This window comes from Desulfallas thermosapovorans DSM 6562 (assembly GCF_008124625.1).
GTDB classification, from domain to species: Bacteria; Bacillota; Desulfotomaculia; order Desulfotomaculales; family Desulfallaceae; genus Sporotomaculum; species Sporotomaculum thermosapovorans.
The window spans coordinates 134,627-155,985 of sequence record NZ_VNHM01000007.1 but is presented as its reverse complement, the minus strand read 5'-3'; the positions used below and the strand labels follow the sequence as shown (position 1 = coordinate 155,985).

Here is a 21,359-nt window from a genome sequence, read left to right as displayed (position 1 = left end):
ATTTGGTTTCAACTAATGATTTTCGTACCGGCCTGACCATAGAGCTGGAAGGCGATGTTTACCAGGTGGTGGAATTTCAGCATGTTAAGCCGGGTAAAGGTGCGGCCTTCGTACGGTCCAAACTGAAAAACCTGCGTACCGGTGCAGTGGTGGACAAAACCTTTAACGCCGGGGAAAAAATGCCCAGGGCCCGGATAGATCGCCGGGAGGCCCAGTATCTGTACAATGACGGATCCGATTATCATTTTATGGATATGGAAAGTTTTGACCAGTTCAGTCTTAATAACGATCAGCTGGGCGACGCCATTAAATTTCTCAAAGAGAACATGACCATTACAGTTATGATGTTTCAGGGACGTACCATTGGTGTGGATTTGCCAAATGTTGTGGAACTGGAAGTGGTGGAAACAGCACCGGGTATCAAGGGCGATACCGCATCCGGTGGCTCCAAACCGGCTACGTTGGAAACAGGCTATGTTGTACAGGTACCGTTTTTTATAAACACCGGGGATATACTGCAGATAGATACCCGTACCGGTCACTATATTAAAAGGGCTTAGTATTGGTGCCGGGTGTTGAAAGGTTGAAAGTAAAAACTTTTAACCTTTCAACACCCGGCACCGTCAAAGAGGGATGGTTTGTGCGTTTTTGAGTGTAGTTTGTTACCTTAATAAGGAAACAAATGTTTAAAAACCCCCTGAACGGAGATACTATTTTTGATACGTAACCACAAAGGGGGTATTTTTGTGTCTGATCTTAAGTCAAAGGTGGCTTACTTGCAGGGACTGGCCAATGGTATGAATATGGAGGCCGATAGCAAAGAAGGCAAGCTGCTGGGTGGTATCATTGACGTTTTAGACGAATTTGCCGACTCATTTTCCGAACTGGAGGAATCTCAGGAGCAACTGGAAGAGTATGTGGAAACCCTGGATGAAGATTTATATACCCTGGAGAATGATATGCACGGCGAGGAGGAACTGGAAGAATATATGGAGGTGGACTGCCCACGCTGCGGGGAAACGGTACTTTTTGATTCCGATATTGTAGAGGATGAGGATATCATTGAGGTTACCTGTCCCAATTGCGATGAGGTGGTTTTCGTAAACGACGATGGTTATGAAACTGCAGATGAACCTGAAATATTGCATAGCCGGAACTCAGCGATTGAGGAAGATATATAGCCGGCATATAGCAACAGGTGAAGAACGACAGTAATGCACATAGCTGCTTTTGCTTGGGCAAAGGCGGCTTTTTTATATGTCCTGGAGTAGTTGAGATATAAAAATATTTGGATATAGAGATTATTTTATTAGGTAAATAGTGGTCCCAGTTGCCTTTTACCGGTTATTTTGGCGGGTGCCGCCGCAACCCGCTCCTTGACTTACCTGTCTGTCCCAATTACAATAGTGCCAGGTATTTTATGAAAAAAATATAAGTGTTTACAGTTGGGCCGGTGCTTTCTGGGGCCGACCCCGATTAAAAAATTACAGGCAGGTGGATAATAATGAGCGCTCAGAAAATAGTGATTATTGGCGGCGTGGCCGCAGGTCCCAAAGCAGCCGCCAGGGCCCGTAGAGTTAACCCCGATGCAGAAATTACCATTATAGAGAAAGGCAAACTAATTTCCTACGCGGGATGTGGTATGCCTTTTTATTTAGCCGGTGAAGTGCATAAATTCGACCACTTGTTTGAAACCACTTATGGTGTAATCAGAGACGAAGAATACTTCTGGCGTGAAAAGGGTGTTCGTGTAATTACCCGCACCGAAGCCAAATCCATAGACCGGGATAAAAAAGAAGTACATGTGGAAAACCTGGAGACCGGTGAGAAATACACCGTTCCCTATGACAAGCTGGTGCTGGCCACCGGTGCCCAGCCCTTTGTGCCGCCCATAGAAGGCCTGAACCTGAAGGGTGTGTACAAGCTGAACCATCCCGACGATGCCCGTCAAATCAAGGAGTACCTGGGTGAGATGGAAGGCGGCGAGGCTGTTATCATCGGTGCCGGTTTTATCGGTATGGAAACAGCGGACGCCCTGATGAAGCTACATATGTTCTGCTCTGTGGTGGAACTGCAGGACCAGATTTTACCCGGCGTGCTGGACAAGGATATGGCCGAGGTACTGGCTAAAAAATTAACGGACCAGGGCCTGGAATTTTATCTGGGGCACAAGGTTTTAAAACTGGAAGGGGACGAAGAGGGCCGGGTAACCTCGGTGGTTACCGACCAGGGCACCATTGATACCGAGCTGGTGGTGGTTTCCGTTGGCGTGCGTCCCAACGTGCAGCTGGCCAGGGATGCCGGCCTGACCATTGGCGAAACCGGTGCCATTGCCGTCAATGACCATATGCAGACCAGCGACCCGGATATTTACGCCCTGGGCGATTGTGTGGAAAATACCCACCTGGTAAGCGGCAAAAAGGTATTTGTGCCGCTGGCCACCTATGCCAACCGGCAGGGCCGTGTAGTGGGCGACAATGTGGCCGGGGGCAATGAGGTTTTCCGGGGTATTCTGGCCACCGGGGTGCTGCATACCATGGGCTTTAACATCGGCCGCACCGGACTGAGCGAAAAACAGGCCCGGGATTTGGGCTACCAGGTGGTAACCGCCATATACCATGGCTTTGACCGCACCCACTACCATCCCGGGCACGGCATGGTGCTGATGAAGATGGTTACCGAAAAAGATACGGGTAAGATCCTGGGTGCCCAGGCGCTGGGCCAGGGGGACGCCGTCAAGCGCATCGATGTGGTGGCCACGGCCATCACCATGGGCGCCACCGTGGAGCAGTTATTTGATGTCGACCTCGGTTACGCGCCGCCCTTTGCCACTCCCATTGATGTGAGCATGCACACCGCCAATATTATCCGCAACAAATTGGCCGGGCTGGCGGAGACCATTACGGTGCAAGAGCTGAAGCAGAAAATGGACCGAGGCGACGATATGGTCATTTTGGATGTGCGCACCGAGCCCCAGTTTAAAATGCGCCGCCTCAAGGATGACCGGGTCAAACTGGTGGTACTGGGCGATTTGCGCGAAAGAATAGAAGAGATTCCCCGGGATAAGGAAATCGTGGCGGTTTGTGCCCTGGGTACCCGCAGCTATGAAGCATTGCGTACCCTTAAGGGTGCCGGGTTTAAAGATGTCAAATACGTGGAGGGCGGCCTGCAAGCCTGGCCCTACGACCTGTAAGCCCGGCCGCCGGGTGTGTATGTAAAACTGTTGTCATGAAGTAAATGAATTAACGCTCTATAAAATTTTTACAAACTAAAAAGACAGGTTGCTGTTTTGGCTTATGAACAGCGACCTGTTTTTTGTGTTTTCAGGGCATATTTTTCCAATGCCGTAAATAAATTATTAAATAACCGGGGACGGGCTGTGGTTTATATATGACAGCAACCTGGAGGGATGCGAAAAGTGAGTAATACAATAACCAGAACAATTCCCGGCCCCGCCGGACCCGCCCGGTGCACAGCCGGTGCCGGGGCGTGGCGGCAAATAATGCCTGTTCTCCCACCCAATCTGGCCAGAATGATCGGCCAGGTTCCGTCCCGTTACCTGGCCGGGTTGGAGGAAATCAGGCTGCGGCGGGACAGGCCTTTAATGCTGGGAGTGGAGGGATGTGATTATTTTATACGGCAGGACGGTGCGCCGGTAACGGTGCCATCCGGGGCTTACACGGTTAATGCGGCCGACCTGGAAAGGGTGCTGCACAATATCAGCGGTTCCTCCATGTATGCATTGGAGGAGGAACTGAGAAACGGTTATGTTACTTTGCCCGGCGGCCACAGAGTTGGTTTAACGGGAAAGGCCGTGCTGGATAAAGGCCGGGTAAAAACACTGAAATATCTTTCGGGGCTGAACATTCGTGTCTGCAGGGAGATAAAAGGGGTGGCCGATGGATTATTTAAACATTTGATTGACCGTAAAGTAAACAATGTTTATCATACCGTTATTTTTTCACCGCCCCGGTGCGGCAAAACAACCCTGCTGCGGGACCTGGTGCGCCAGGTAAGCAACGGTTCACCGGGTTTGCATTTTGCCGGGCGCACCGTGGGTGTGGTGGACGAGCGTTCAGAAATTGCCGGGTGCCACCGCGGGGTACCCCAGATGGATGTGGGGGTGAGAACCGATGTGCTGGACGGTTGTCCCAAAGCCCAGGGGATGATGATGCTGCTGCGGGCCATGTCGCCGGATGTGATTGTTACCGACGAAATTGGACGCATGGAGGATATTCACGCGCTGGAAGAGGTGTTTAACGCCGGGGTGCGCGTCATTGTTACCATACACGGTTCATCACTGCGGGAATTGGCCAACCGCCCGGCATTAAAATACCTTCTTCAGCTTAATGTTATTGAACGTTTTGTGCTTTTAGGCCGTTCCCGGGGTGTGGGCACGGTGGAGAAGATTTTCAGCGGTGCGGATCTGCCCAAGATGGGGGTGAATACGTGCTGAAACTAATTGGGGGGCTGCTGGTGGTGGCCAGCAGCGGGTTGGCCGGGTGGTGGGTGTCCAGGGGATATGCCCGCCGCCCGGTGGAACTGCGGCAGTTTATCGCAGCTTTGCAGCTATTGGAAACCGAAATTACCTATGCCGCTACGCCGCTGCCCGAGGCGCTGGGCAGGGTGGCGGAACAGGTGGGGTCCCCGGCAGCCTCTTTCTTCCGGCAGGTATCCGGTGCTCTCGGTGCCCACACGGGTTGTTCCGCCAGGGAAGCCTGGCACGCCGCTTTAAGGACCCATGGCCCCGGCAGCGCCCTGAGTTCCGGTGACTTGGCTGTACTGGGAGGTCTGGGCAACAGCATTGGCATTTCCGACCGGGAAGACCAGGGTAAACACCTGCGACTGGCTGCGGAGCAGTTAAAAACCGCCCTGGTGGCGGCGGATGACGCAGCGGCTAAAAATGTTAGAATGTGGAACTATTTGGGTTTGCTGGGCGGGTTAATTATTGTTCTGGCCCTTTACTAAAAAGGAGGAGTGTTCATTGGGTGCCAACATAGATTTAATATTTAAAATTGCCGGTATTGGTATACTGGTGGCCGTGGCGCATATGGTGCTGAAAAATTCCGGCAAAGAGGACTATGGTTTTGCAGTGACCCTTACGGGTATTGCAGTGGTGTTGATCATGGTGATCCAAATGCTGGGCACCCTTTTCGACGAGGTAAAGACAGTTTTTAAATTATTCTAGGCGGTGGTGCTATGGATATTTTGCAGGTATCCGGTATCGCCCTGACCGGTGCGGTGCTGGCCGTGGTGCTGAAGCAAAAGTCACCGCCCATGGCAGTGCTGCTCAGTATTGCGGTGGGTGTGGTCATATTCCTGCTGGTGCTGGGCAAAATAGGCGCGGTTGTGGACGTGCTGAAACAGTTGTCCGACAGGGCGGACATTAGCTCGGTATACCTGGGTACATTGTTGAAAATCATCGGTATCGCTTATATCGCCGATTTTATCGCCCAGATATGCCGGGACGCCGATCAAGGAGCCTTTGCCACCAAAGTGGAATTGGCCGCCAAAGTGTTGGTGCTGGTGTTGGCGGTACCGATCATGGTGGCGGTGCTGCAGGCCCTGCTGAGGTTGATACCGTAAGGGGGGATGAGATTGAGCTTGATATGCCGCATCCGGTGCACGCTTTTGTTGTTCATACTGCATATTTTTCTGGCCTTGGCCCTGCCCCTGGCTGCCTGGGCCGCGCCGGATATCCCCGGGGGACTGGACGAGCAGGCGGGCAGGCTGGACATGGAAGAGATTCAACAGTTTGTAAACCGGATGGATCATGATTTGCAAAGCGCGCTGCCCGAGACTGATTTTAAGGCACTGGTTACGGGTCTGGCCACGGGCCAAATATCACTGCAACCCACCGAGGTATTTAACCGGTGTATTAGTTATATATTTCGCGAAGTAGTGGCCAATTCCGCGCTGCTGGGCAAGCTGGTGGTGCTGGCTGTAATTTGCGCGGTGTTGCAGAATATTACCGGCGCCTTCGAAAAGGGTACCACCGGGCAACTGACCCATATGGTGGCTTATCTGGTTCTGGTCACCATTGCCGTGGGCTCCTTTACCATGACCATCCAATTGGGCCGGGAAGTGGTGGATAAAATGGTCACCTTTATGCAGGCCCTGCTGCCGCTTTTGCTGACGCTGCTGGTGGCCGTGGGGGGCATTGCCTCGGCCGCCATATTTCACCCCCTTATTTTTATCACCATCGCCACCTTCGGCACCGTAATCAAGAATGTCATCTTACCTCTGATATTTTTTTCAGCAGTGCTGGAGATAGTTAGCGGGTTGTCCAAACAATTTCAGGTCTCCAGGTTGGCCGGGCTGCTCAAAGGAGCCGCCATGGGTTTAATGGGGCTTTTAAGTACCATATTCCTTGGTATCATGGCTATTCAGGGGGTGGCCGGAGCTGTGGGGGACAGTGTAACCTTCCGCACGGCCAAGTTTGCCACCGACACCTTTATACCCGTGGTGGGCGGTGTTTTCAGTGATGCGCTGGGGGCGGTGATTCGCTCTTCGCTGCTGATCAAAAACGCGGTGGGCATTGCCGGGGTGCTTATTATCATCATGATACTGGTCATCCCCCTGGTAAAAATAATCACCATCGCCTTTATTTATAAACTGGCCGGGGCGGTTATTCAACCCGTTGGTGAGGAAAGAATCAGCGACTGTCTGAACGGCCTGGGCAACAGCTTGATTACCGTTTTTGCCGCCGTGGCCATGGTGGGATTGCTGTTCTTTTTTGCCCTGGCCATAGTGGTGGGCCTGGGTAATATAACGGTCATGCTGCATTAAGCGGGAAAGGGGCCGGTAGCATGGATGTACTGCGGGAATTGATACAAACCATTATCGTTATTGTGGTGCTGGCCGTGCTGGTGGAAATGCTGCTGCCCGGCGGTGACATGCGCCGTTATGTCAAGATGGTCATGGGGCTTTTGATCATCATGGCGGTGATGCAGGCGGCAGCCGGGGTGATTCATAGCGATCTTGTGCGGGACATACCCGCGGTTACCGCTGTGGACAGCGGTGCGCCTCCCCTGGATGATATTATGGCCGCCGGACAAGGGTTGGCGCGGGAAGACCGGGAGCTGGCGGTGCAGCAGTATAGCAAGGCCCTTTCCGGTCAGGTGCTTGCACTGGCCCGGATGAATGGGGAACTGCAGGTGCTGGACGCCCGGGTGACGGTTGATGAGAACAGCGCCATAGAGGAAATAAACATTGTTTTTGCCGCCGCGGATGGAGACAACACGCCTTCCAGCCAAAGCGCCGGCGACGGAGCACGTCAAGCGGACCAGGACGCGGGTGGAGATTTAGGGGTGCAGCCCGTGGTGGTTGATATAAAGGGAGGAGATGTTGCGGGTAAAGAGTCTCCCGCCCCGGCGGTTACACCTGAACAGGAAAGGGCGGCTGCCGGTCAAGCCGCGATGGTGGCTGAATTCTATAACCTGCGGCGGGATCAGGTCAAATATGAGTTTCGGGATCTTTAATTACCATGGCGAGGTGATGATATGAACATACCGGATATTTTTCATCCCAAGCATAAAAAATTCGGGTTAATGGCTTTGTTATTTATGCTGGGTGTTATGTTGATCTTGGTGGGTAGTTGCGACAGCGACAGCATTAAATCCGGTGCCGGGAAAAACCCGCCGGATACCGGTGCGACGGCTGGCACCGGTGAACCCGGTGCCATTACAAGTTCCCTCATGACCAGGGAAGAAAAGGAATTGGCCGGTGAACTGCGCCAAATGCTGGAACAGGTGGCCGGAGCCGGTCGGGTGGAAGTAACTGTACAACTGGCCGCCTCTACCAACCACGATTATGCCATCAACACCACCACCGGGCTTAAGACTACCCGGGAGAATGACCAGAGCGGCGGTTCCCGGCAGATTACCGAAAATACCGACACCAGCACAGTGGTGATGGCCAGGGGGAATCAGGGACTGGAAGAACCCGTGGTGAAAAAACAAGTGGCCCCTGATGTGGCCGGTATCATGGTGGTGGCCCAGGGGGCGGGTATCCCCCGAGTGAAGGCCGATTTGTTCCGGGCGGTACAGGTGGCGCTGGGTGTGGAACCGCATAAAATTATCGTGCTGCCCATGAAAAAGGGGGCATAGGTGCACGTTGGTGAGTAAAGCAGGACAGCACATGTCCCGGGAGGAGGTTTTTAACAGTGATTACAATAATAAAGTTGGATCGCAATAAAATATTGCTGGCGGTTCTTTTGCTGGTGGGTATTATTTTATGCGTGGCGGGTTTTAGCGGCCTGGCCGAAAAAATGTTGGGTTTGGAGGATAAGCCCTCCACCGCTGCCACAGTAACCCTTTCCCATCCTGAAAGCGATGATGAGGCAGGGGATATGGGGCCCGGTGAAGCACAGGTTGTTGACCAGACAATTATGAATGATGTTGATAACACAACAGGCAGCTCTTACTTTGTCGAAGCCCGCATGAGCCTGGAACAGGCCCGGGGTAAAGAGATGGAAACCCTGCGGGAAGTGCTGGCTTCGGAGGCGGATGAAGAGGTTCGGAAAACTGCCCAGGAGAGATTGATGATGCTGAGCAGCAAGATATCCCAGGAAATGGAGTTGGAAAATTTGATTCGGGCCAAGGGCTACCAGGATGCTGCCGTGTTTTTAGATAGCGATACCGTTACGGTGATACTGCGACCCGGCAAAGATATGGCTATTGATACGGATAACACCACCATTGCGGGGCTGGTGTCCAAAACCACCGGTGTCCCCGAAGAAGGCGTCATTGTAATAACCAGGGCTAACTAGCAATAGCAAGACACAGGGACGTTCCGTTTGTTTTATTTTGACAAGACAAACTCAACGTCCCATTGTTTTGCTTGCCGCCGTGCCCCCTTTGTCCCGGCACGGAGCATATATTGTACTGTATACAGTGTAATTTGCTTATATATTGTATACTTGGGCTGAATCTATTTTATTTTTCCATATGCAGATATATAATTTATTTCATGAATCAGGTTGTTAACTGACGGCAGCCTGTCTTTTTTATGGAGGAGATTTTAATGGCTGTGGTAAAAATTACCGACACAACACTGCGGGATGGTCATCAAAGTTTATGGGCCACCAGGATGAGCATCGAGGATATGCTGCCCATTGTAGAAAAGCTGGACACGGTGGGTTACCACTCGCTGGAGGTCTGGGGCGGCGCTACCTTTGATGTTTGTTTGCGTTATCTCAATGAAGATCCCTGGGAAAGGCTGCGTACTTTAAAAAAATATATAAAACGAACGCCATTACAAATGCTGCTGCGGGGACAGTCGCTGGTAGGTTACCAGCATTACCCGGATGATGTGGTGGAGGCATTCGTTTTCAAGATGGTGGAAAACGGCATCGACATCATCCGGGTTTTTGATGCCTTGAACGATATACGTAATATGGAAACGGCGGTGCGGGCAGGCAAAAGGGCGGGTGCCCGCGTTCAGGCCTCGGTGGTATATACGGTGAGCCCGGTACATACCACCGGGCATTATTTGGAAACCGCCGAAAAGCTGGCGGAAATGGGGGCTGACTCCATTTGTGTCAAGGATATGGCCGGCCTGTTAACCCCCTACCAGGCCTATGATTTGGTGGGTAAACTAAAGCAAAGCCCGGGACTGCCGGTGCAACTGCACAGCCACTATATCGGCGGCCTGGCCCTGGCCACTTACCTGAAGGCGGTGGAGGCCGGGGTGGATGTAATTGATACCGCGGCGGTACCCCTGGCCTTTGGGGCTTCCCAGCCTCCGGTGGAAACCGTGGTGCGGGCGCTGCAGGGCACTCCGTACGATACCGGGCTGGATATGGGACTGCTGTTTGAAATCGCAGGGTATTTTGAGGAATTACGGGAGCGAAAGGGGTATGACCGGGGCGTGACCCGGATCAACGACATGCGGGTGTTCGAGCACCAGGTCCCCGGTGGTATGATCACCAACCTGGTCTCCCAGCTCAGGGAACAAAAATCGGTCCACCTGCTGCCCAGGGTGCTGGAGGAGATTCCCAGGGTGCGCCGGGAACTGGGTTACCCGCCCCTGGTGACGCCCACCAGCCAGATCGTTGGTACCCAGGCCGTGCTTAACGTGCTTACCGGAGAACGGTATAAATTGATTCCCGGTGAAGTTAAAGCTTATATCCAGGGCCTCTACGGCCGTCCGCCGGCTCCCCTGGACGAGGCGGTGGCCCGCCGGGTACTGGGCGATCAAGAGCCGGTTACTTGTCGCCCTGCCGATTTACTGGAACCCCAGTTGGAGAAAATAAAACTGGAAACCAGGGGGCTCGCCAAATCAGATGAGGATATTCTTTGCTATTCCCTGTTCCCCCAAATAACCAGGAAGTTTTGGGAAACTCGCAATAATAATGCTGTCGCCGGTGCTGCCGCCGGTAACGCCAATACCGGCGGTGGAGCGAAGCTGCCAAATGGCGGCGGGCAGGTACCCGCAACCGGTACAGCAAAACCGTTCGATAATACCAGGGAGGTTAATGATATGGATGTTCAGCAGATTAAAGAATTAATCAATGTAATAAATCAAACTGATATCGCCGAGTTTTCATTTGCGAGCCAGGACGTGAGTCTGTCCATTAGAAAAACCGGTGCCTGCGGCAGTGGTGGAATTATGCCGGAAGTGAGTGGGGAGGGCTCCCCCTTGCCCGGACCGGACCCCTGCACCGCCGGTAAGGCGGCAGCTACTGCCTTAGCCCCGGGCGTGGTAAAGGACGCCGGCAAAGCCGGCTCTTGCCAACCTCCCGCAGCCGTAGCAGTACCGGAAGGTGCCGTAATTAAAGCGCCCATGGTGGGCACCTTTTACCGTGCCCCGGCCCCGGATGCCGATCCCTTCGTGGAAGTGGGCACCCGGGTGGAAAAGGGTCAGACCCTTTGTATACTGGAGGCCATGAAACTGATGAATGAAATTGAAGCCGAGGTTTCGGGCACCGTGGTGCAGATTTTGGTGGAGAACGCCCAGGCCGTGGAATACGGCCAGCCGCTGATGGTAATTAAAGAGGACTAGGTGATAACCATGATCAGCAAAATACTAATTGCCAACCGGGGCGAAATAGCGGTGCGAATTATCCGGGCTTGCCGGGAAATGAACATAGCCAGCGTGGCGGTTTACTCGGAGTCGGACAGGGACAGCCTGCACGTGCGCATGGCCGATGAGGCGGTATGTATTGGCCCGCCGCCTCCGGGCCGCAGTTATCTTAACATTTCCAACGTCATCAGCGCCGCCCTTATAACTCGAGCCGATGCGATACACCCGGGGTACGGTTTTTTATCGGAAAATGATAAGTTTGCTGAAATATGTGCTGCCAACGGGTTGATTTTTATCGGCCCCCCGGCCGAGGCCATGCGCCTGATGGGCAACAAAGTGCAGGCCCGGGAAACCATGCTGGCCTCCGGGGTGCCTGTGGTGCCCGGTTCCCGGGGCGTGATCAGCGATGCCGGGCAGGCGCTGCAGGTTGCCGCTGAAATTGGCTACCCGGTGCTGATCAAGGCTTCATCGGGCGGCGGCGGCAAGGGCATGCGGGTGGCCCAGTGTGAGGAAGAAGTGGCCCGGGGTATATTAACCGCCCGCTCTGAAGCTACAGCCGCCTTTGGCAGCGGGGATATTTATCTGGAGAAATACGTGGAAGAACCCCGACACATTGAAATACAGCTGCTGGCCGACAATTACGGTAACATTGTGCACCTGGGTGAGCGGGATTGCTCCATTCAGCGGCGCAACCAGAAAATTATTGAAGAGTCACCTTCGTCGGCGGTGGACGAAGAACTGCGCCGCCGTTTGAGTGAGGCGGCGGTGGCTGCTGCCCGGGTAGTGGGCTACCGTAGCGCTGGTACGGTGGAATTTTTATTGGATAAACACGGTAATTTTTATTTTATCGAAATGAACACCCGCATTCAGGTGGAACACCCGGTGACTGAGATGGTAACCGGCATTGATTTAATTAAAGAGCAAATACGCATTGCTTCCGGGGAGGAGTTGGGCTACCGGCAGGAGGATATCCGGTTTTCCGGCTGGGCCATCGAATGCCGCATCAACGCCGAGGACCCGGATCGGAATTTCATGGCCTGTCCGGGTAAAATTACCTCCTTTCAGCCCCCCGGAGGTCCCGGGGTGCGCCTGGACAGTGCCATCTTCGCCGGGTGGGAGGTACCTCCCCATTACGATTCCATGCTGGGCAAGCTGATTGTCTGGGGGCGGGATCGCAGTGAAGCGGTTACGCGCATGCAGCGTGCCCTGGATGAACTGGCCATAAACGGGGTCAAGACCATTATCCCCTTCCACCGGCGCATATTGCGCAACGCTTTCTTCCGCAGGGGAGAGATATATACCAATTTTATTCAGCGTAGAATAATACCGCAGGGTTAATTGCGGTATTTTTCCTCCTTTGGTATAATAACTTAAATCTTGGATGTGAGGGGGTTGCAAAGTGGAGCAGCAAGACATGGTTCGTGAAGAGAAAAACAGTCTGGGGACCATCCGCATTGCCGATGATGTTGTGCGCATTATTGCCGGGCTGGCCGCCACCGAAGTACCCGGCGTGGTTGGAATGAGCGGCGGTGTGGTGGGCGGTATCACAGAAAAATTGGGCCGCAAAAATCTTTCCAAGGGCGTCAAGGTGGAAGTGGGAGAAAAGGAAGCGGCGGTGGATTTATTTATTGTGGTGGAGTATGGTTCCCGCATCCCCGATGTAGCGGCTAAAATACAAGACGTTGTAAAGAACGCCATTGAAAAAATGACGGGCCTTGTGGTGGTGGAGGTAAATGTCAATGTGCAGGGAGTGGCCTTCGCCAATGAACCAGGTGAAGAGGAACACAGTAACCGGGTAAAATAAAACTGGAGGATAATGCACATGGGGCCCTTTGACCGCGGCATACTTTTGTTGTACACTACAACTTTAACATTGCTTTTTATGGCCCTGGGCGTCTTCCTGGCCGGTTGGCCGGATCCGGCAAAGCGGCTTTGGGGGGAGATCAATACCTCCTCCAATTACGAAATATTATGGACCTTAGTGGTGGTATATGTTATTATGGGCCTGCGACTGTTGTGGAAAAGCTTAAAGCCCGAGCGCAGGAAGCAAGCAGTGGTGCACGAAGGCGGCCTGGGTCAGGTGCGGGTTTCTCTGGCCGCTGTCGAAACCCTGGCGGAAAAGGCGGTAGCCGACGTACCTGGTATTAAAGAAGTAAAGGCCAAAGTAGAGTCATCGCCCCGGGGGATAGCCATGCATTTAAAATTAATCACTGCTCCGGATATTAATATTCCCGCTGTATCGGAAGATATACAAAAGAAGGTAAAGGATAGTATATATAACGTGGTGGGGGTAACCGTATCCGAGGTGCGGGTGGCTGTGGAGAGTTTCAAAACAGCCAAACCCAGGGTTGAATAATGGGGAGTGGCCTTATGGATTACCTGGAATATATTCTGGAATGGATTATCATGCACCGGGGAAAAATAATTGGTGTGTTAATAGGCCTGTTGCTAAGCTTGTCCGTGATTTTTTGGGGGGTTTTAAAGACCCTTTTTATTGTAGTATGCGTTGTATTGGGCTACCTGGGGGGAAAACAATTGGACGACCAGGTGGATATTAAAGACCGGCTGTTACGCTTGCTGGGGGAAAGGTGACACAAATCAATGGGCAGAAGACAATCCAGGGAATCGGCTATGCAGGTGCTATACCAGGTGGATGTGGGCAAAATGGCCGTGGATGAGGCACTGCGAAATATTCAGGAAAACTTTGTGCTTGCCGAATCAGATTTTGAATTTGCCAGCCAACTGGTATACGGGACCCTGGAAAAAATGGAGGAGTTGGATAAAACCATTGCCGGGTACAGCCGGGAATGGCAGTTGGAGCGGATGGCGGCCGTGGATAGAAATATTCTCCGGTTGGCTATGTATGAAATGCTGTATGTCGATGATATACCACACGGCGTATCTATCAACGAGGCTGTGGAACTGGCCAAAAGGTTTGGTGGTAAGGATTCAGGCAAGTTTATCAACGGTATTTTGGGTGCCTTTGCCCGCCGGGTTGGGGAAACCCGGGCTTGAACAGTTGACATAACTTTGGTGCCGGTTTTTAAAGGTTGAAAATCTCTGATTTCAACCTTGTTTTTTTTGTATTGGCGCTTTTTTCGCAAAATTTTGTTTAATGCCTGGCGTGATGGCAGGAATCAAGCATTTAGCCTAGAAATATTAAGGATAAGTTTTCTGGATGAAAAAAAATGAGGGAGGGGAATGGAGAGACGTGTTCAAAATACTAGAAAAGCAGGTTTTTTCACCAATAATCAAACTATTTGTGATCGATGCGCCCAAGGTGGCCAAAAGCTGCCAGGCCGGTCAATTCATTATTTTACGCATCCATGAAGAAGGGGAAAGGATTCCCTTGACCATTGCTGACTTTGACCGGGAAAAGGGCACCGTAACCATAGTATTCCAGGAAGTGGGTAAAACCACTAAACAACTGGGTGCCATGGAAGCCGGAGATTACATCAAAGATTTTGTAGGACCGCTGGGCGAGCCCACCCACATTGAAAACGTGGGCAACGTGGTTTGCGTAGGTGGCGGTGTTGGTGTTGCGCCGGTGCATCCCATTGCCCGGGCCTTTAAAGAAGCAGGCAACCATGTAATTGGTATTATGGGAGCCAGGAATAAGGAGCTTATGTTCTGGGAAGACCACATGCGGGCGGCCTGCTCGGAATTGCTGGTTACCACCGATGACGGTTCTTATGTGCGTAAGGGTTTTGTCACCGACGTATTAAAAGAGGTCATTGAAAGTAAAGGTAAAGAAAATATTCCTCTGGTTATTGCCATCGGGCCACAGCCAATGATGCGGGCGGTATGTAACATGACCAAAGAATACGGCATAAAAACAATAGTCAGCCTGAATGCTCTGATGGTGGACGGTACGGGTATGTGCGGCTGTTGCCGGGTTTCCGTGGGCAATGAAACCAAGTTTGTCTGCGTTGACGGACCGGACTTTGACGGGCACCAGGTGGACTGGGCCGAGTTATCCCGCCGCCAGGTTTACTTTAAAGCGGAAGAGCAAAAAGCCCTGGAACATCATGAATGCAAGTGCGGATGTGGAGGTGGCAAATAATGGCTGAACAAAAAACCAAGAAAAAAATTATACCCAATAAGAACCCCATGCCGGCCCAGGATCCCCTGGAAAGGGCCCGGAATTTCAATGAAGTGGCCCTGGGCTACGATGAGGAAACTGTAGTTGCTGAAGCCCAGCGTTGCCTGCAGTGTAAAAATGAGCCCTGCCGGCAAGGTTGCCCGGTGGAGGTGGATATTCCCGCCTTTATCAAGCTGGTGGCCGAACGGGATTTTGACGGGGCTATTAAAAAGATAAAAGAGAAGAACGCTTTGCCGGCGGTCTGCGGCCGGGTGTGCCCCCAGGAAAACCAGTGCGAAAAATACTGTACTTTGGCTAAAAAATATGAAGCCGTTGGTATCGGCCGTATTGAACGCTTCTGCGCCGACCGGGAATTGCAAAAGGGTGTGACCTTGCCCGAGGTAGCTCCGCCCACCGGTAAAAAGGTGGCCGTGGTTGGTTCCGGGCCGGCGGGTTTGACCTGCGCTTCCGATTTAGCCAAGCTGGGTCATGATGTAACTGTATACGAGGCCTTGCACGTGGCGGGCGGTGTGTTGATGTATGGTATTCCCGAATTTCGTCTGCCCAAGGCCGTAGTGCAGGCCGAAGTGGAAAACCTGAAGAAACTGGGCGTTAAAATTGAAGTTAACTCGGTGGTGGGCAAGTTTACCACTGTTGATGAATTAATGGAAAACGAGGGTTATGACGCAATATTTATCGGCACCGGTGCCGGCCTGCCCTATTTTATGAAAATTCCCGGGGAAAATGCCTGTGGTGTTTACTCCGCCAACGAATTTTTAACCCGTACCAACCTGATGAAGGCCTACCAATTCCCCGATTGGGATACACCCATTAAAATCGGTAAAAAGGTCGCCGTGCTGGGCGGCGGTAACGTAGCCATGGACGGTGCCCGCACTGCGCTGCGTTTGGGCGCCGAGGAATCCTGGATCGTGTACCGCCGTTCCCATGAGGAACTGCCGGCCCGCAAGGAAGAGGTTGAACATGCCGAGGAAGAGGGCGTCAAGTTTGCCTTTTTGACCAGCCCGGTGGAAATACTCAGCAACGAAGAAGGCTGGGTAACCGGCATGAAATGCATCAAATATGAACTGGGCGAGCCCGATGCTTCAGGAAGACGCCGCCCCGTTCCCATTGAAGGCTCCGAATATATTATGGATGTGGATACCGTGGTGGTGGCCATCGGCCAGGGCCCCAACCCGCTGGTGCCAAGGACTACCAAAGGCCTGGAATTAACTAGCAGAGGAAACATCGTAGCGGACCCGGAAACCGGCGCTACTTCCAAGCCCGGCGTGTTTGCCGGCGGCGACGTGGTTACCGGTGCGGCCACCGTTATCCTGGCCATGGGTGCCGGGCGCACGGCGGCCAAATCGATTCACGCCTATTTGACCAGTAAATAATTTCGCTGGTTCACAACTGCCCGGCACCAATGATAAACTTAGGGCAGGATAAATCAAATTTAAAAAATCATCAGCACGGCGGCATATTTCCAGCCGGCTGGAAGTGATCATTGCTGTTTTAATAAGGGATGGATAACCGGATATTGTCGAATTTAGTTAACTTGCTATGGAAAAGGAACTGATCGATGCAGATTTTTACCGTGCAGCAATTAACCGGACATATCAAAAATCTGTTGGAAAATGATCGGCAGTTGATTAATCTGTGGGTCAAGGGTGAGGTTTCCAACTATAAAAAAGCTACATCCGGGCATATTTACTTTACCTTGAAAGACAATTATTCCTGTATCAGAGTAGTCATGTTTCGTTCCCGGGCCAGAAATTTAAAATGCAGCCCGGGGAACGGTATGGCCGTTCGGGTAAGGGGTTACGTGACCGTTTATGACCGGGACGGCCAGTACCAGTTATATGCCGAGCAGTTGGAACCCGATGGTACCGGGGCGCTCTTTGCCGCCCTGGAAAATCTCAAACAGGAACTGGCTGCCGAAGGGTTATTTGATCACAGCCGCAAGAAAAGACTACCCCGTTTTCCCCGCTGTGTTGGTATTGTGACATCCCGGACGGGTGCGGCGGTGCGGGATGTTATGCAAATATTGCGCCGCCGCTGGCCCCAGGTTAAAATAATACTGGCCCCTGTGGCGGTACAGGGAGAAGCAGCTCCCCGGGAGGTTTCCCGGGCTTTGGAACAGCTAAATAGGCTGAATAGTGTGGATTTAATCATTGTAGGCCGGGGGGGAGGATCCCTTGAGGAGCTTTGGGCCTTTAACACCGAGCAGGTGGTTAGAAGTATCGCGGCCTCTCGCATACCGGTTATATCGGCGGTGGGGCACGAAACTGATTTCACCCTGGCCGATATGGCCGCAGATTTGCGTGCTCCCACCCCTTCGGCGGCGGCGGAATTGGCGGTGCCCGACCGGTTGGAAACGAAAAGGCTGGTGGACATGCAAGCCGCGCGGCTAACCCGTTCTTTGGAACAGCAGATAATCGGCTACCGGCAGCGGTTAAGCCACTGCGCCCGGAGCCGGGTGCTGGCCAGGCCCCTGGATAAACTGGTGGAGCAGCGGCGCCAGGCTGTGGATATGTTGGAAAAACAGCTGGCCGGGCTGGCCAGGACCGGTGTGAACGGTTTGGCCGGTCGCCTGGCTCTGCTGGCGGGGCGGCTTGATGCCCTCAGCCCGCTGGCCACACTGGCGAGGGGATACAGTTATACCCTTTGCCCGGACGGTGCGGTATTGCGGGACAGCCGGCAGGTACAAGCTGGCGACCAGGTGCAGGTGCATTTACACCGGGGAATGATAGAGTGCCTGGTCAAAGAGATTAAATAAAATATTTGTTTAGGGAGGAAAACTATAATGGCGACCCTTATTGATGGCAAAGCGATTGCAGCGACCATCAGAGAAGAAGTGAAGGCTGAAGTGGCACAACTGCGGGAAAAGGGCATTGTGCCCAAGCTGAATGTATTACTTGTTGGTGATGATCCCGCTTCGGTGGTATACGCCCGCTCCAAGGAGAAATCCTGCGCCAACGTGGGTATCGACTTCGAATTGAAAACCATGACCGGTTCCTCCACCCTTGAGGAAGTGCTGGCTGTCATTGACGCATGGAATAAGGATACCAGTGTACACGGTATTATGATCGAACTGCCCCTGCCCAAGGGCATGGATAAAAAAGTTGTTTTGGAATCCGTTGACCCCAAAAAGGACGTGGACGGCTCCCATCCCATCAACCGGGGTTACATTTTAAGCGGCGGCGAGGGCCTGTTCCCGGCTACCCCCCAGAGCTGCATTGAAGTTATGCTTCGTAGCGGCATTGAAATCAAAGGCAAAAACGCCGTTATCGTAGGCCGCGGTGAAACTGTGGGCAAACCGCTGGTATTTATGATGCTCAATCAAAACGCCACTGTAACCGTTTGTCACACCAAAACCGCCGACCTGGCTTATCATACCAAACAGGCCGATATCCTTATCGCGGCGGTGGGCCGGGCAAAAATGATCACTGCTGATATGATCAAACCCGGTGCCGTCGTGGTTGACGCCGGTATTAACCCCGCCGAGGGCGGCGGTATCTGCGGCGACGTTGACTTTGAAAACGCCAAGGAAGTGGCGGGTGCCATCACCCCCGTGCCGGGCGGCGTGGGCAGCCTGACCACCGTACTGATTCAGAAAAACGTGCTCAAGGCTATCAAACTGCAGGGTTTGGCTTAATTCCAAATTTTTATTGATGAGGTGACTCAAGTGAGCGAAATTTATGATTTTCCGTTCCGCAAAGTAGTGGCAGTATCGGCCTCTGACGCTCCCACCCCCGGCGGCGGCAGCGTATCGGCTCTGGTGGGTACTCTGGGCGTTGCCATGACCGCCATGGTGGGTAACCTTACTGTGGGCAAGCCCAAGTTCAAGGATGTTGAACCCGAAGTTAAGGAAATCACCGGTGCTGCTTACTTTATCATAAATAAGCTGGAAAAACTGGTGGCCGCGGATATAGCCGCCTTTGGCAAGTTTATGGACGTTTTCCGCATGCCCAAGAACACCGATGAGGAAAAGGCCAAGCGGGAAGAAATGATGCAAAAGGCGCTTAAAACCGCCACCGATACACCCATGGAGATAGCCCGCACCCTGCTGGAAGCACTGGAAATAACCGACCGGCTGGCCAAAATTGGTAACAAAATGGCCATCAGTGATGCCGGTGTGGCGGCATATGTGTGTGAGGCGGCCCTCAACGCCGTGCTTTTAAGTGCTGATATCAATATTCCCATGGTTAAAGATGAGGAGTACGTAAAGAATATACTGGCGGAGAAAGAGCAGCTGGTTAAAAAGGCCGCAGAATTAAAAGAAAAGGCAGTGGCGGAAGTTCGGGAGAGGATGAAGTAATATATTTTTGTACTTGGGGCTGTAAAAAAGCCCCTCTTTTTTTTTTTACCATTCTTTATAGAGTTTGTTCTAATCGCTGGTTTTGGCACCTGTGTAACACCGTAAGGGCTGGCTGCCGCAAAAATGATATAAGCGGGTCTCGCGCTGACTTTCCAAGAGTCTTAAAGAATTTGGGCGGTGGTTTTGGTCAGTCAATTGATATATAATTTAAATGAAAGGGGATAATCCATTAAATTGGAGGTTTTAGGGCAATAATGAATAATGATGCTATAAGCTTTGAAGAAGCGCTGGCCCGGCTGGAAGAGCTGGTCAACCGCCTGGAAGAGGGCAACCTGCCCCTGGAGGAATCGCTTAAACTGTTTGCCGAAGGCATCAGTCTCACCAAAAAATGCAATAAGCATTTGGAACAGGCTGAAAAGCAAATCAGCATACTGTTGGAGGATGATCAAGGACAGTCTGTAATTAGGGAAGAGGAGCTGTAAATATGGCTTTTAAAGAGGAATTGGCCGGATACGCCGCCATGGTGGACAAAGCCCTTGATGAATACCTTCCTTCGGCAAGTAATTACCCGTCCTTAATTCACGAAGCCATGCGCTACAGCGTATTTGCCGGCGGCAAGCGGCTACGTCCCGCCCTGGTGCTGGCCTCGGCCCGGGCGGTGGGGGGAGGATATCAATTCGTACTGCCGGCCGCCTGTGCCATAGAACTGCTGCACACTTACTCGCTGGTGCACGATGATTTACCGGCCATGGATAACGACGATTTACGCCGGGGCCGTCCCACCAGCCACAAAATATATGGCGAAGCCATGGCTGTGCTGGTTGGTGACGCCCTGCTAACCCTGGCCTTTGAGATACTGGCCGGTTTATCCCGGAGCGGATCGGTCGATACCGGCAGGATACTGCGGGTAATTCACGAGGTGGCCGTGGCGGCCGGGACTATGGGGTTAATCGGCGGCCAGGTGGTGGATATTCTTTCCAGCGATAAATTAATCGATAGACAGGTGCTGGATTACATCCACAGCCGTAAAACCGGTGCTCTGTACAAAGCTTCTGTGCGGGCGGGGGCCATGCTATCCGGTGCCACCCCGGAACAATTGGATAAACTCACCCTTTATGCTGAAAACCTGGGGCTGGCTTTCCAGATTGTGGATGATATATTGGACATAGAAGGGGACGAGCAAAAGCTGGGTAAGCCGGTGGGCAGTGATACCAAAAACCAAAAGGCTACCTATCCTGCGCTGTACGGCCTGGCAGCCGCCAAGGACATGGCGCGACAGGCGGCGGAACATGCCACCGGTGCCCTGGCTTCCTTTGGCGCTGAGGCCGGTTTTTTACGCGGACTGGTTGGATTTGTACTGAACAGGGAAAATTGAGCAATTCAACCGGCTATTCGTTGCACAGTTCAAATTATATGGATAACTATCCTAATACCGGCCAAAGCCGAACGCGGTGTTGCGCGGGGTTATAAATCGACGACATTCGGTCCATATTGTCGAGCTGCGGCGGGAATGAGTGTTTGTCGTTCCGGCAAACATCGTGTTATAATAATAGATTGAAAGTATTTATGCTGCGAACAAGTGACGCAGTATCCTAGTCGGGAACCCTTATCTGAAGGCGGGCCTAAAAATCCGTCAAGGGCACATCGATGAAGTTCCTGGTGCTGGCTGCCGACGCCCAGTCGGGGGTTGGTGCTGGGAGTTAAGGGGGCGGGGCGACCTGCAATGGCATGTGGGCGTTGACCCTGCCCCCGTGGAGACCCAAGTGCGTGGCAGTTTGTTAACGGCAACTGCTATGGCTTGGGGGTAAACCTGCACGTGGGGAAAGCTGCGTGCAGTGTAGCCTGCCTTGAGTGATGCCGGTGGAGGCCTGTAAAGCGGCACACAACGCTTGGGCCCATGCGTTATGTGCTGTGGGTTTAAACCGCTGTTGCAAA

Annotated in this window: 24 protein-coding genes; all 24 read left to right on the top strand. The window is 52.7% G+C overall.

The annotated features are described in order from the left end of the window. Positions 1-2: 2 nt before the first annotated feature. The 24 genes from efp (at position 3) to LX24_RS07855 (ending at position 20,799) form a co-directional block, all read left to right on the top strand. Positions 3-560 carry an elongation factor P gene (gene efp, locus LX24_RS07970; RefSeq protein WP_166511610.1) on the top strand — a complete coding sequence of 186 codons (558 nt, stop codon included), beginning with the start codon at positions 3-5 and terminating at the stop codon, positions 558-560. A 186-nt stretch (positions 561-746) separates the two neighbouring features. After that, positions 747-1,181: a CD1247 N-terminal domain-containing protein gene (locus LX24_RS07965; protein WP_166511609.1), complete on the top strand. Its 435-nt coding sequence runs from the start codon at positions 747-749 to the stop codon at positions 1,179-1,181. A 323-nt stretch (positions 1,182-1,504) separates the two neighbouring features. Next, positions 1,505-3,193 (top strand): FAD-dependent oxidoreductase, encoded by a 1,689-nt coding sequence (locus tag LX24_RS07960; RefSeq protein ID WP_166511608.1) that lies wholly within the window; start codon positions 1,505-1,507, stop codon positions 3,191-3,193. A 309-nt stretch (positions 3,194-3,502) separates the two neighbouring features. After that, positions 3,503-4,456, top strand: a complete 954-nt coding sequence (spoIIIAA, locus tag LX24_RS07955; protein WP_166511636.1) for a stage III sporulation protein AA — start codon at positions 3,503-3,505, stop codon at positions 4,454-4,456. Further along, on the top strand, positions 4,450-4,968 hold the full coding sequence (gene spoIIIAB / locus LX24_RS07950) for a stage III sporulation protein SpoIIIAB (protein WP_166511607.1): 519 nt from the start codon (positions 4,450-4,452) through the stop codon (positions 4,966-4,968). Before spoIIIAA ends, spoIIIAB begins: the two co-directional genes overlap by 7 nt. A 16-nt stretch (positions 4,969-4,984) precedes the next feature. Beyond that, complete coding sequence (gene spoIIIAC / locus LX24_RS07945) at positions 4,985-5,188, top strand: stage III sporulation protein AC (protein WP_166511606.1); 204 nt, start codon at positions 4,985-4,987, stop codon at positions 5,186-5,188. Between the two features lie 11 nt (positions 5,189-5,199). Further along, a complete protein-coding gene (gene spoIIIAD / locus LX24_RS07940; protein WP_166511605.1) occupies positions 5,200-5,586 on the top strand; it encodes a stage III sporulation protein AD in 387 nt (128 codons plus the stop codon). Between the two features lie 12 nt (positions 5,587-5,598). Continuing rightward, positions 5,599-6,789, top strand: a complete 1,191-nt coding sequence (spoIIIAE, locus tag LX24_RS07935) for a stage III sporulation protein AE (protein ID WP_243131667.1) — start codon at positions 5,599-5,601, stop codon at positions 6,787-6,789. Between the two features lie 20 nt (positions 6,790-6,809). Beyond that, positions 6,810-7,481, top strand: a complete 672-nt coding sequence (locus LX24_RS07930) for a stage III sporulation protein AF (RefSeq protein ID WP_166511604.1) — start codon at positions 6,810-6,812, stop codon at positions 7,479-7,481. 21 nt (positions 7,482-7,502) lie between these two features. Then, entirely contained in the window at positions 7,503-8,108 is a 606-nt protein-coding gene (locus LX24_RS07925; RefSeq protein WP_166511603.1) for a hypothetical protein, read from the top strand. Between the two features lie 56 nt (positions 8,109-8,164). Then, positions 8,165-8,770, top strand: coding sequence for a SpoIIIAH-like family protein (locus LX24_RS07920; protein ID WP_166511602.1), 606 nt, complete (start codon positions 8,165-8,167; stop codon positions 8,768-8,770). Between the two features lie 254 nt (positions 8,771-9,024). After that, positions 9,025-11,004, top strand: a complete 1,980-nt coding sequence (gene accB / locus LX24_RS07915; RefSeq protein ID WP_207706557.1) for an acetyl-CoA carboxylase biotin carboxyl carrier protein — start codon at positions 9,025-9,027, stop codon at positions 11,002-11,004. 9 nt (positions 11,005-11,013) lie between these two features. Next, positions 11,014-12,363, top strand: a complete 1,350-nt coding sequence (accC, locus tag LX24_RS07910) for an acetyl-CoA carboxylase biotin carboxylase subunit (RefSeq protein WP_166511600.1) — start codon at positions 11,014-11,016, stop codon at positions 12,361-12,363. Positions 12,364-12,439: 76 nt separating this feature from the next. After that, complete coding sequence (locus LX24_RS07905) at positions 12,440-12,829, top strand: Asp23/Gls24 family envelope stress response protein (RefSeq protein ID WP_166511634.1); 390 nt, start codon at positions 12,440-12,442, stop codon at positions 12,827-12,829. Between the two features lie 18 nt (positions 12,830-12,847). After that, the gene (gene amaP / locus LX24_RS07900; RefSeq protein ID WP_166511599.1) at positions 12,848-13,381 is read left to right on the top strand and encodes an alkaline shock response membrane anchor protein AmaP; all 534 of its coding nucleotides are present in this window, start codon (positions 12,848-12,850) and stop codon (positions 13,379-13,381) included. A gap of 14 nt (positions 13,382-13,395) precedes the next feature. Continuing rightward, the gene (locus LX24_RS07895) at positions 13,396-13,617 is read left to right on the top strand and encodes a DUF2273 domain-containing protein (RefSeq protein ID WP_166511598.1); all 222 of its coding nucleotides are present in this window, start codon (positions 13,396-13,398) and stop codon (positions 13,615-13,617) included. A 9-nt stretch (positions 13,618-13,626) separates the two neighbouring features. Further along, positions 13,627-14,040, top strand: coding sequence for a transcription antitermination factor NusB (gene nusB, locus LX24_RS07890; protein WP_166511597.1), 414 nt, complete (start codon positions 13,627-13,629; stop codon positions 14,038-14,040). Between the two features lie 196 nt (positions 14,041-14,236). Further along, entirely contained in the window at positions 14,237-15,088 is an 852-nt protein-coding gene (locus LX24_RS07885; protein ID WP_166511596.1) for a sulfide/dihydroorotate dehydrogenase-like FAD/NAD-binding protein, read from the top strand. Then, positions 15,088-16,500, top strand: a complete 1,413-nt coding sequence (gltA, locus tag LX24_RS07880) for an NADPH-dependent glutamate synthase (RefSeq protein ID WP_166511595.1) — start codon at positions 15,088-15,090, stop codon at positions 16,498-16,500. Before LX24_RS07885 ends, gltA begins: the two co-directional genes overlap by 1 nt. 185 nt (positions 16,501-16,685) lie before the next feature. Then, entirely contained in the window at positions 16,686-17,882 is a 1,197-nt protein-coding gene (gene xseA / locus LX24_RS07875; RefSeq protein WP_166511594.1) for an exodeoxyribonuclease VII large subunit, read from the top strand. A 27-nt stretch (positions 17,883-17,909) separates the two neighbouring features. Next, on the top strand, positions 17,910-18,761 hold the full coding sequence (locus LX24_RS07870; protein WP_166511593.1) for a bifunctional 5,10-methylenetetrahydrofolate dehydrogenase/5,10-methenyltetrahydrofolate cyclohydrolase: 852 nt from the start codon (positions 17,910-17,912) through the stop codon (positions 18,759-18,761). Between the two features lie 30 nt (positions 18,762-18,791). Beyond that, complete coding sequence (locus tag LX24_RS07865) at positions 18,792-19,424, top strand: cyclodeaminase/cyclohydrolase family protein (protein ID WP_166511592.1); 633 nt, start codon at positions 18,792-18,794, stop codon at positions 19,422-19,424. Between the two features lie 254 nt (positions 19,425-19,678). Continuing rightward, positions 19,679-19,906 carry an exodeoxyribonuclease VII small subunit gene (gene xseB / locus LX24_RS07860; RefSeq protein ID WP_166511591.1) on the top strand — a complete coding sequence of 76 codons (228 nt, stop codon included), beginning with the start codon at positions 19,679-19,681 and terminating at the stop codon, positions 19,904-19,906. Between the two features lie 2 nt (positions 19,907-19,908). Then, on the top strand, positions 19,909-20,799 hold the full coding sequence (locus LX24_RS07855; RefSeq protein ID WP_166511590.1) for a polyprenyl synthetase family protein: 891 nt from the start codon (positions 19,909-19,911) through the stop codon (positions 20,797-20,799). Positions 20,800-21,359: the final 560 nt, after the last annotated feature.

Excerpts from the sequence above, each read along its gene's own strand:
- accB (WP_207706557.1), top strand. The coding sequence starts at position 9,025 with ATGGCTGTGGTAAAAATTACCGACACAACACTGCGGGATGGTCATCAA.
- xseA (WP_166511594.1), top strand. The coding sequence starts at position 16,686 with ATGCAGATTTTTACCGTGCAGCAATTAACCGGACATATCAAAAATCTG.
- nusB (WP_166511597.1), top strand. The coding sequence starts at position 13,627 with ATGGGCAGAAGACAATCCAGGGAATCGGCTATGCAGGTGCTATACCAG.
- LX24_RS07925 (WP_166511603.1), top strand. The coding sequence starts at position 7,503 with ATGAACATACCGGATATTTTTCATCCCAAGCATAAAAAATTCGGGTTA.
- LX24_RS07895 (WP_166511598.1), top strand. The coding sequence starts at position 13,396 with ATGGATTACCTGGAATATATTCTGGAATGGATTATCATGCACCGGGGA.
- LX24_RS07960 (WP_166511608.1), top strand. The coding sequence starts at position 1,505 with ATGAGCGCTCAGAAAATAGTGATTATTGGCGGCGTGGCCGCAGGTCCC.
- LX24_RS07930 (WP_166511604.1), top strand. The coding sequence starts at position 6,810 with ATGGATGTACTGCGGGAATTGATACAAACCATTATCGTTATTGTGGTG.
- spoIIIAA (WP_166511636.1), top strand. The coding sequence starts at position 3,503 with ATGCCTGTTCTCCCACCCAATCTGGCCAGAATGATCGGCCAGGTTCCG.
- spoIIIAD (WP_166511605.1), top strand. The coding sequence starts at position 5,200 with ATGGATATTTTGCAGGTATCCGGTATCGCCCTGACCGGTGCGGTGCTG.
- LX24_RS07870 (WP_166511593.1), top strand. The coding sequence starts at position 17,910 with ATGGCGACCCTTATTGATGGCAAAGCGATTGCAGCGACCATCAGAGAA.
- xseB (WP_166511591.1), top strand. The coding sequence starts at position 19,679 with ATGAATAATGATGCTATAAGCTTTGAAGAAGCGCTGGCCCGGCTGGAA.
- gltA (WP_166511595.1), top strand. The coding sequence starts at position 15,088 with ATGGCTGAACAAAAAACCAAGAAAAAAATTATACCCAATAAGAACCCC.
- accC (WP_166511600.1), top strand. The coding sequence starts at position 11,014 with ATGATCAGCAAAATACTAATTGCCAACCGGGGCGAAATAGCGGTGCGA.
- LX24_RS07855 (WP_166511590.1), top strand. The coding sequence starts at position 19,909 with ATGGCTTTTAAAGAGGAATTGGCCGGATACGCCGCCATGGTGGACAAA.
- amaP (WP_166511599.1), top strand. The coding sequence starts at position 12,848 with ATGGGGCCCTTTGACCGCGGCATACTTTTGTTGTACACTACAACTTTA.
- LX24_RS07905 (WP_166511634.1), top strand. The coding sequence starts at position 12,440 with ATGGTTCGTGAAGAGAAAAACAGTCTGGGGACCATCCGCATTGCCGAT.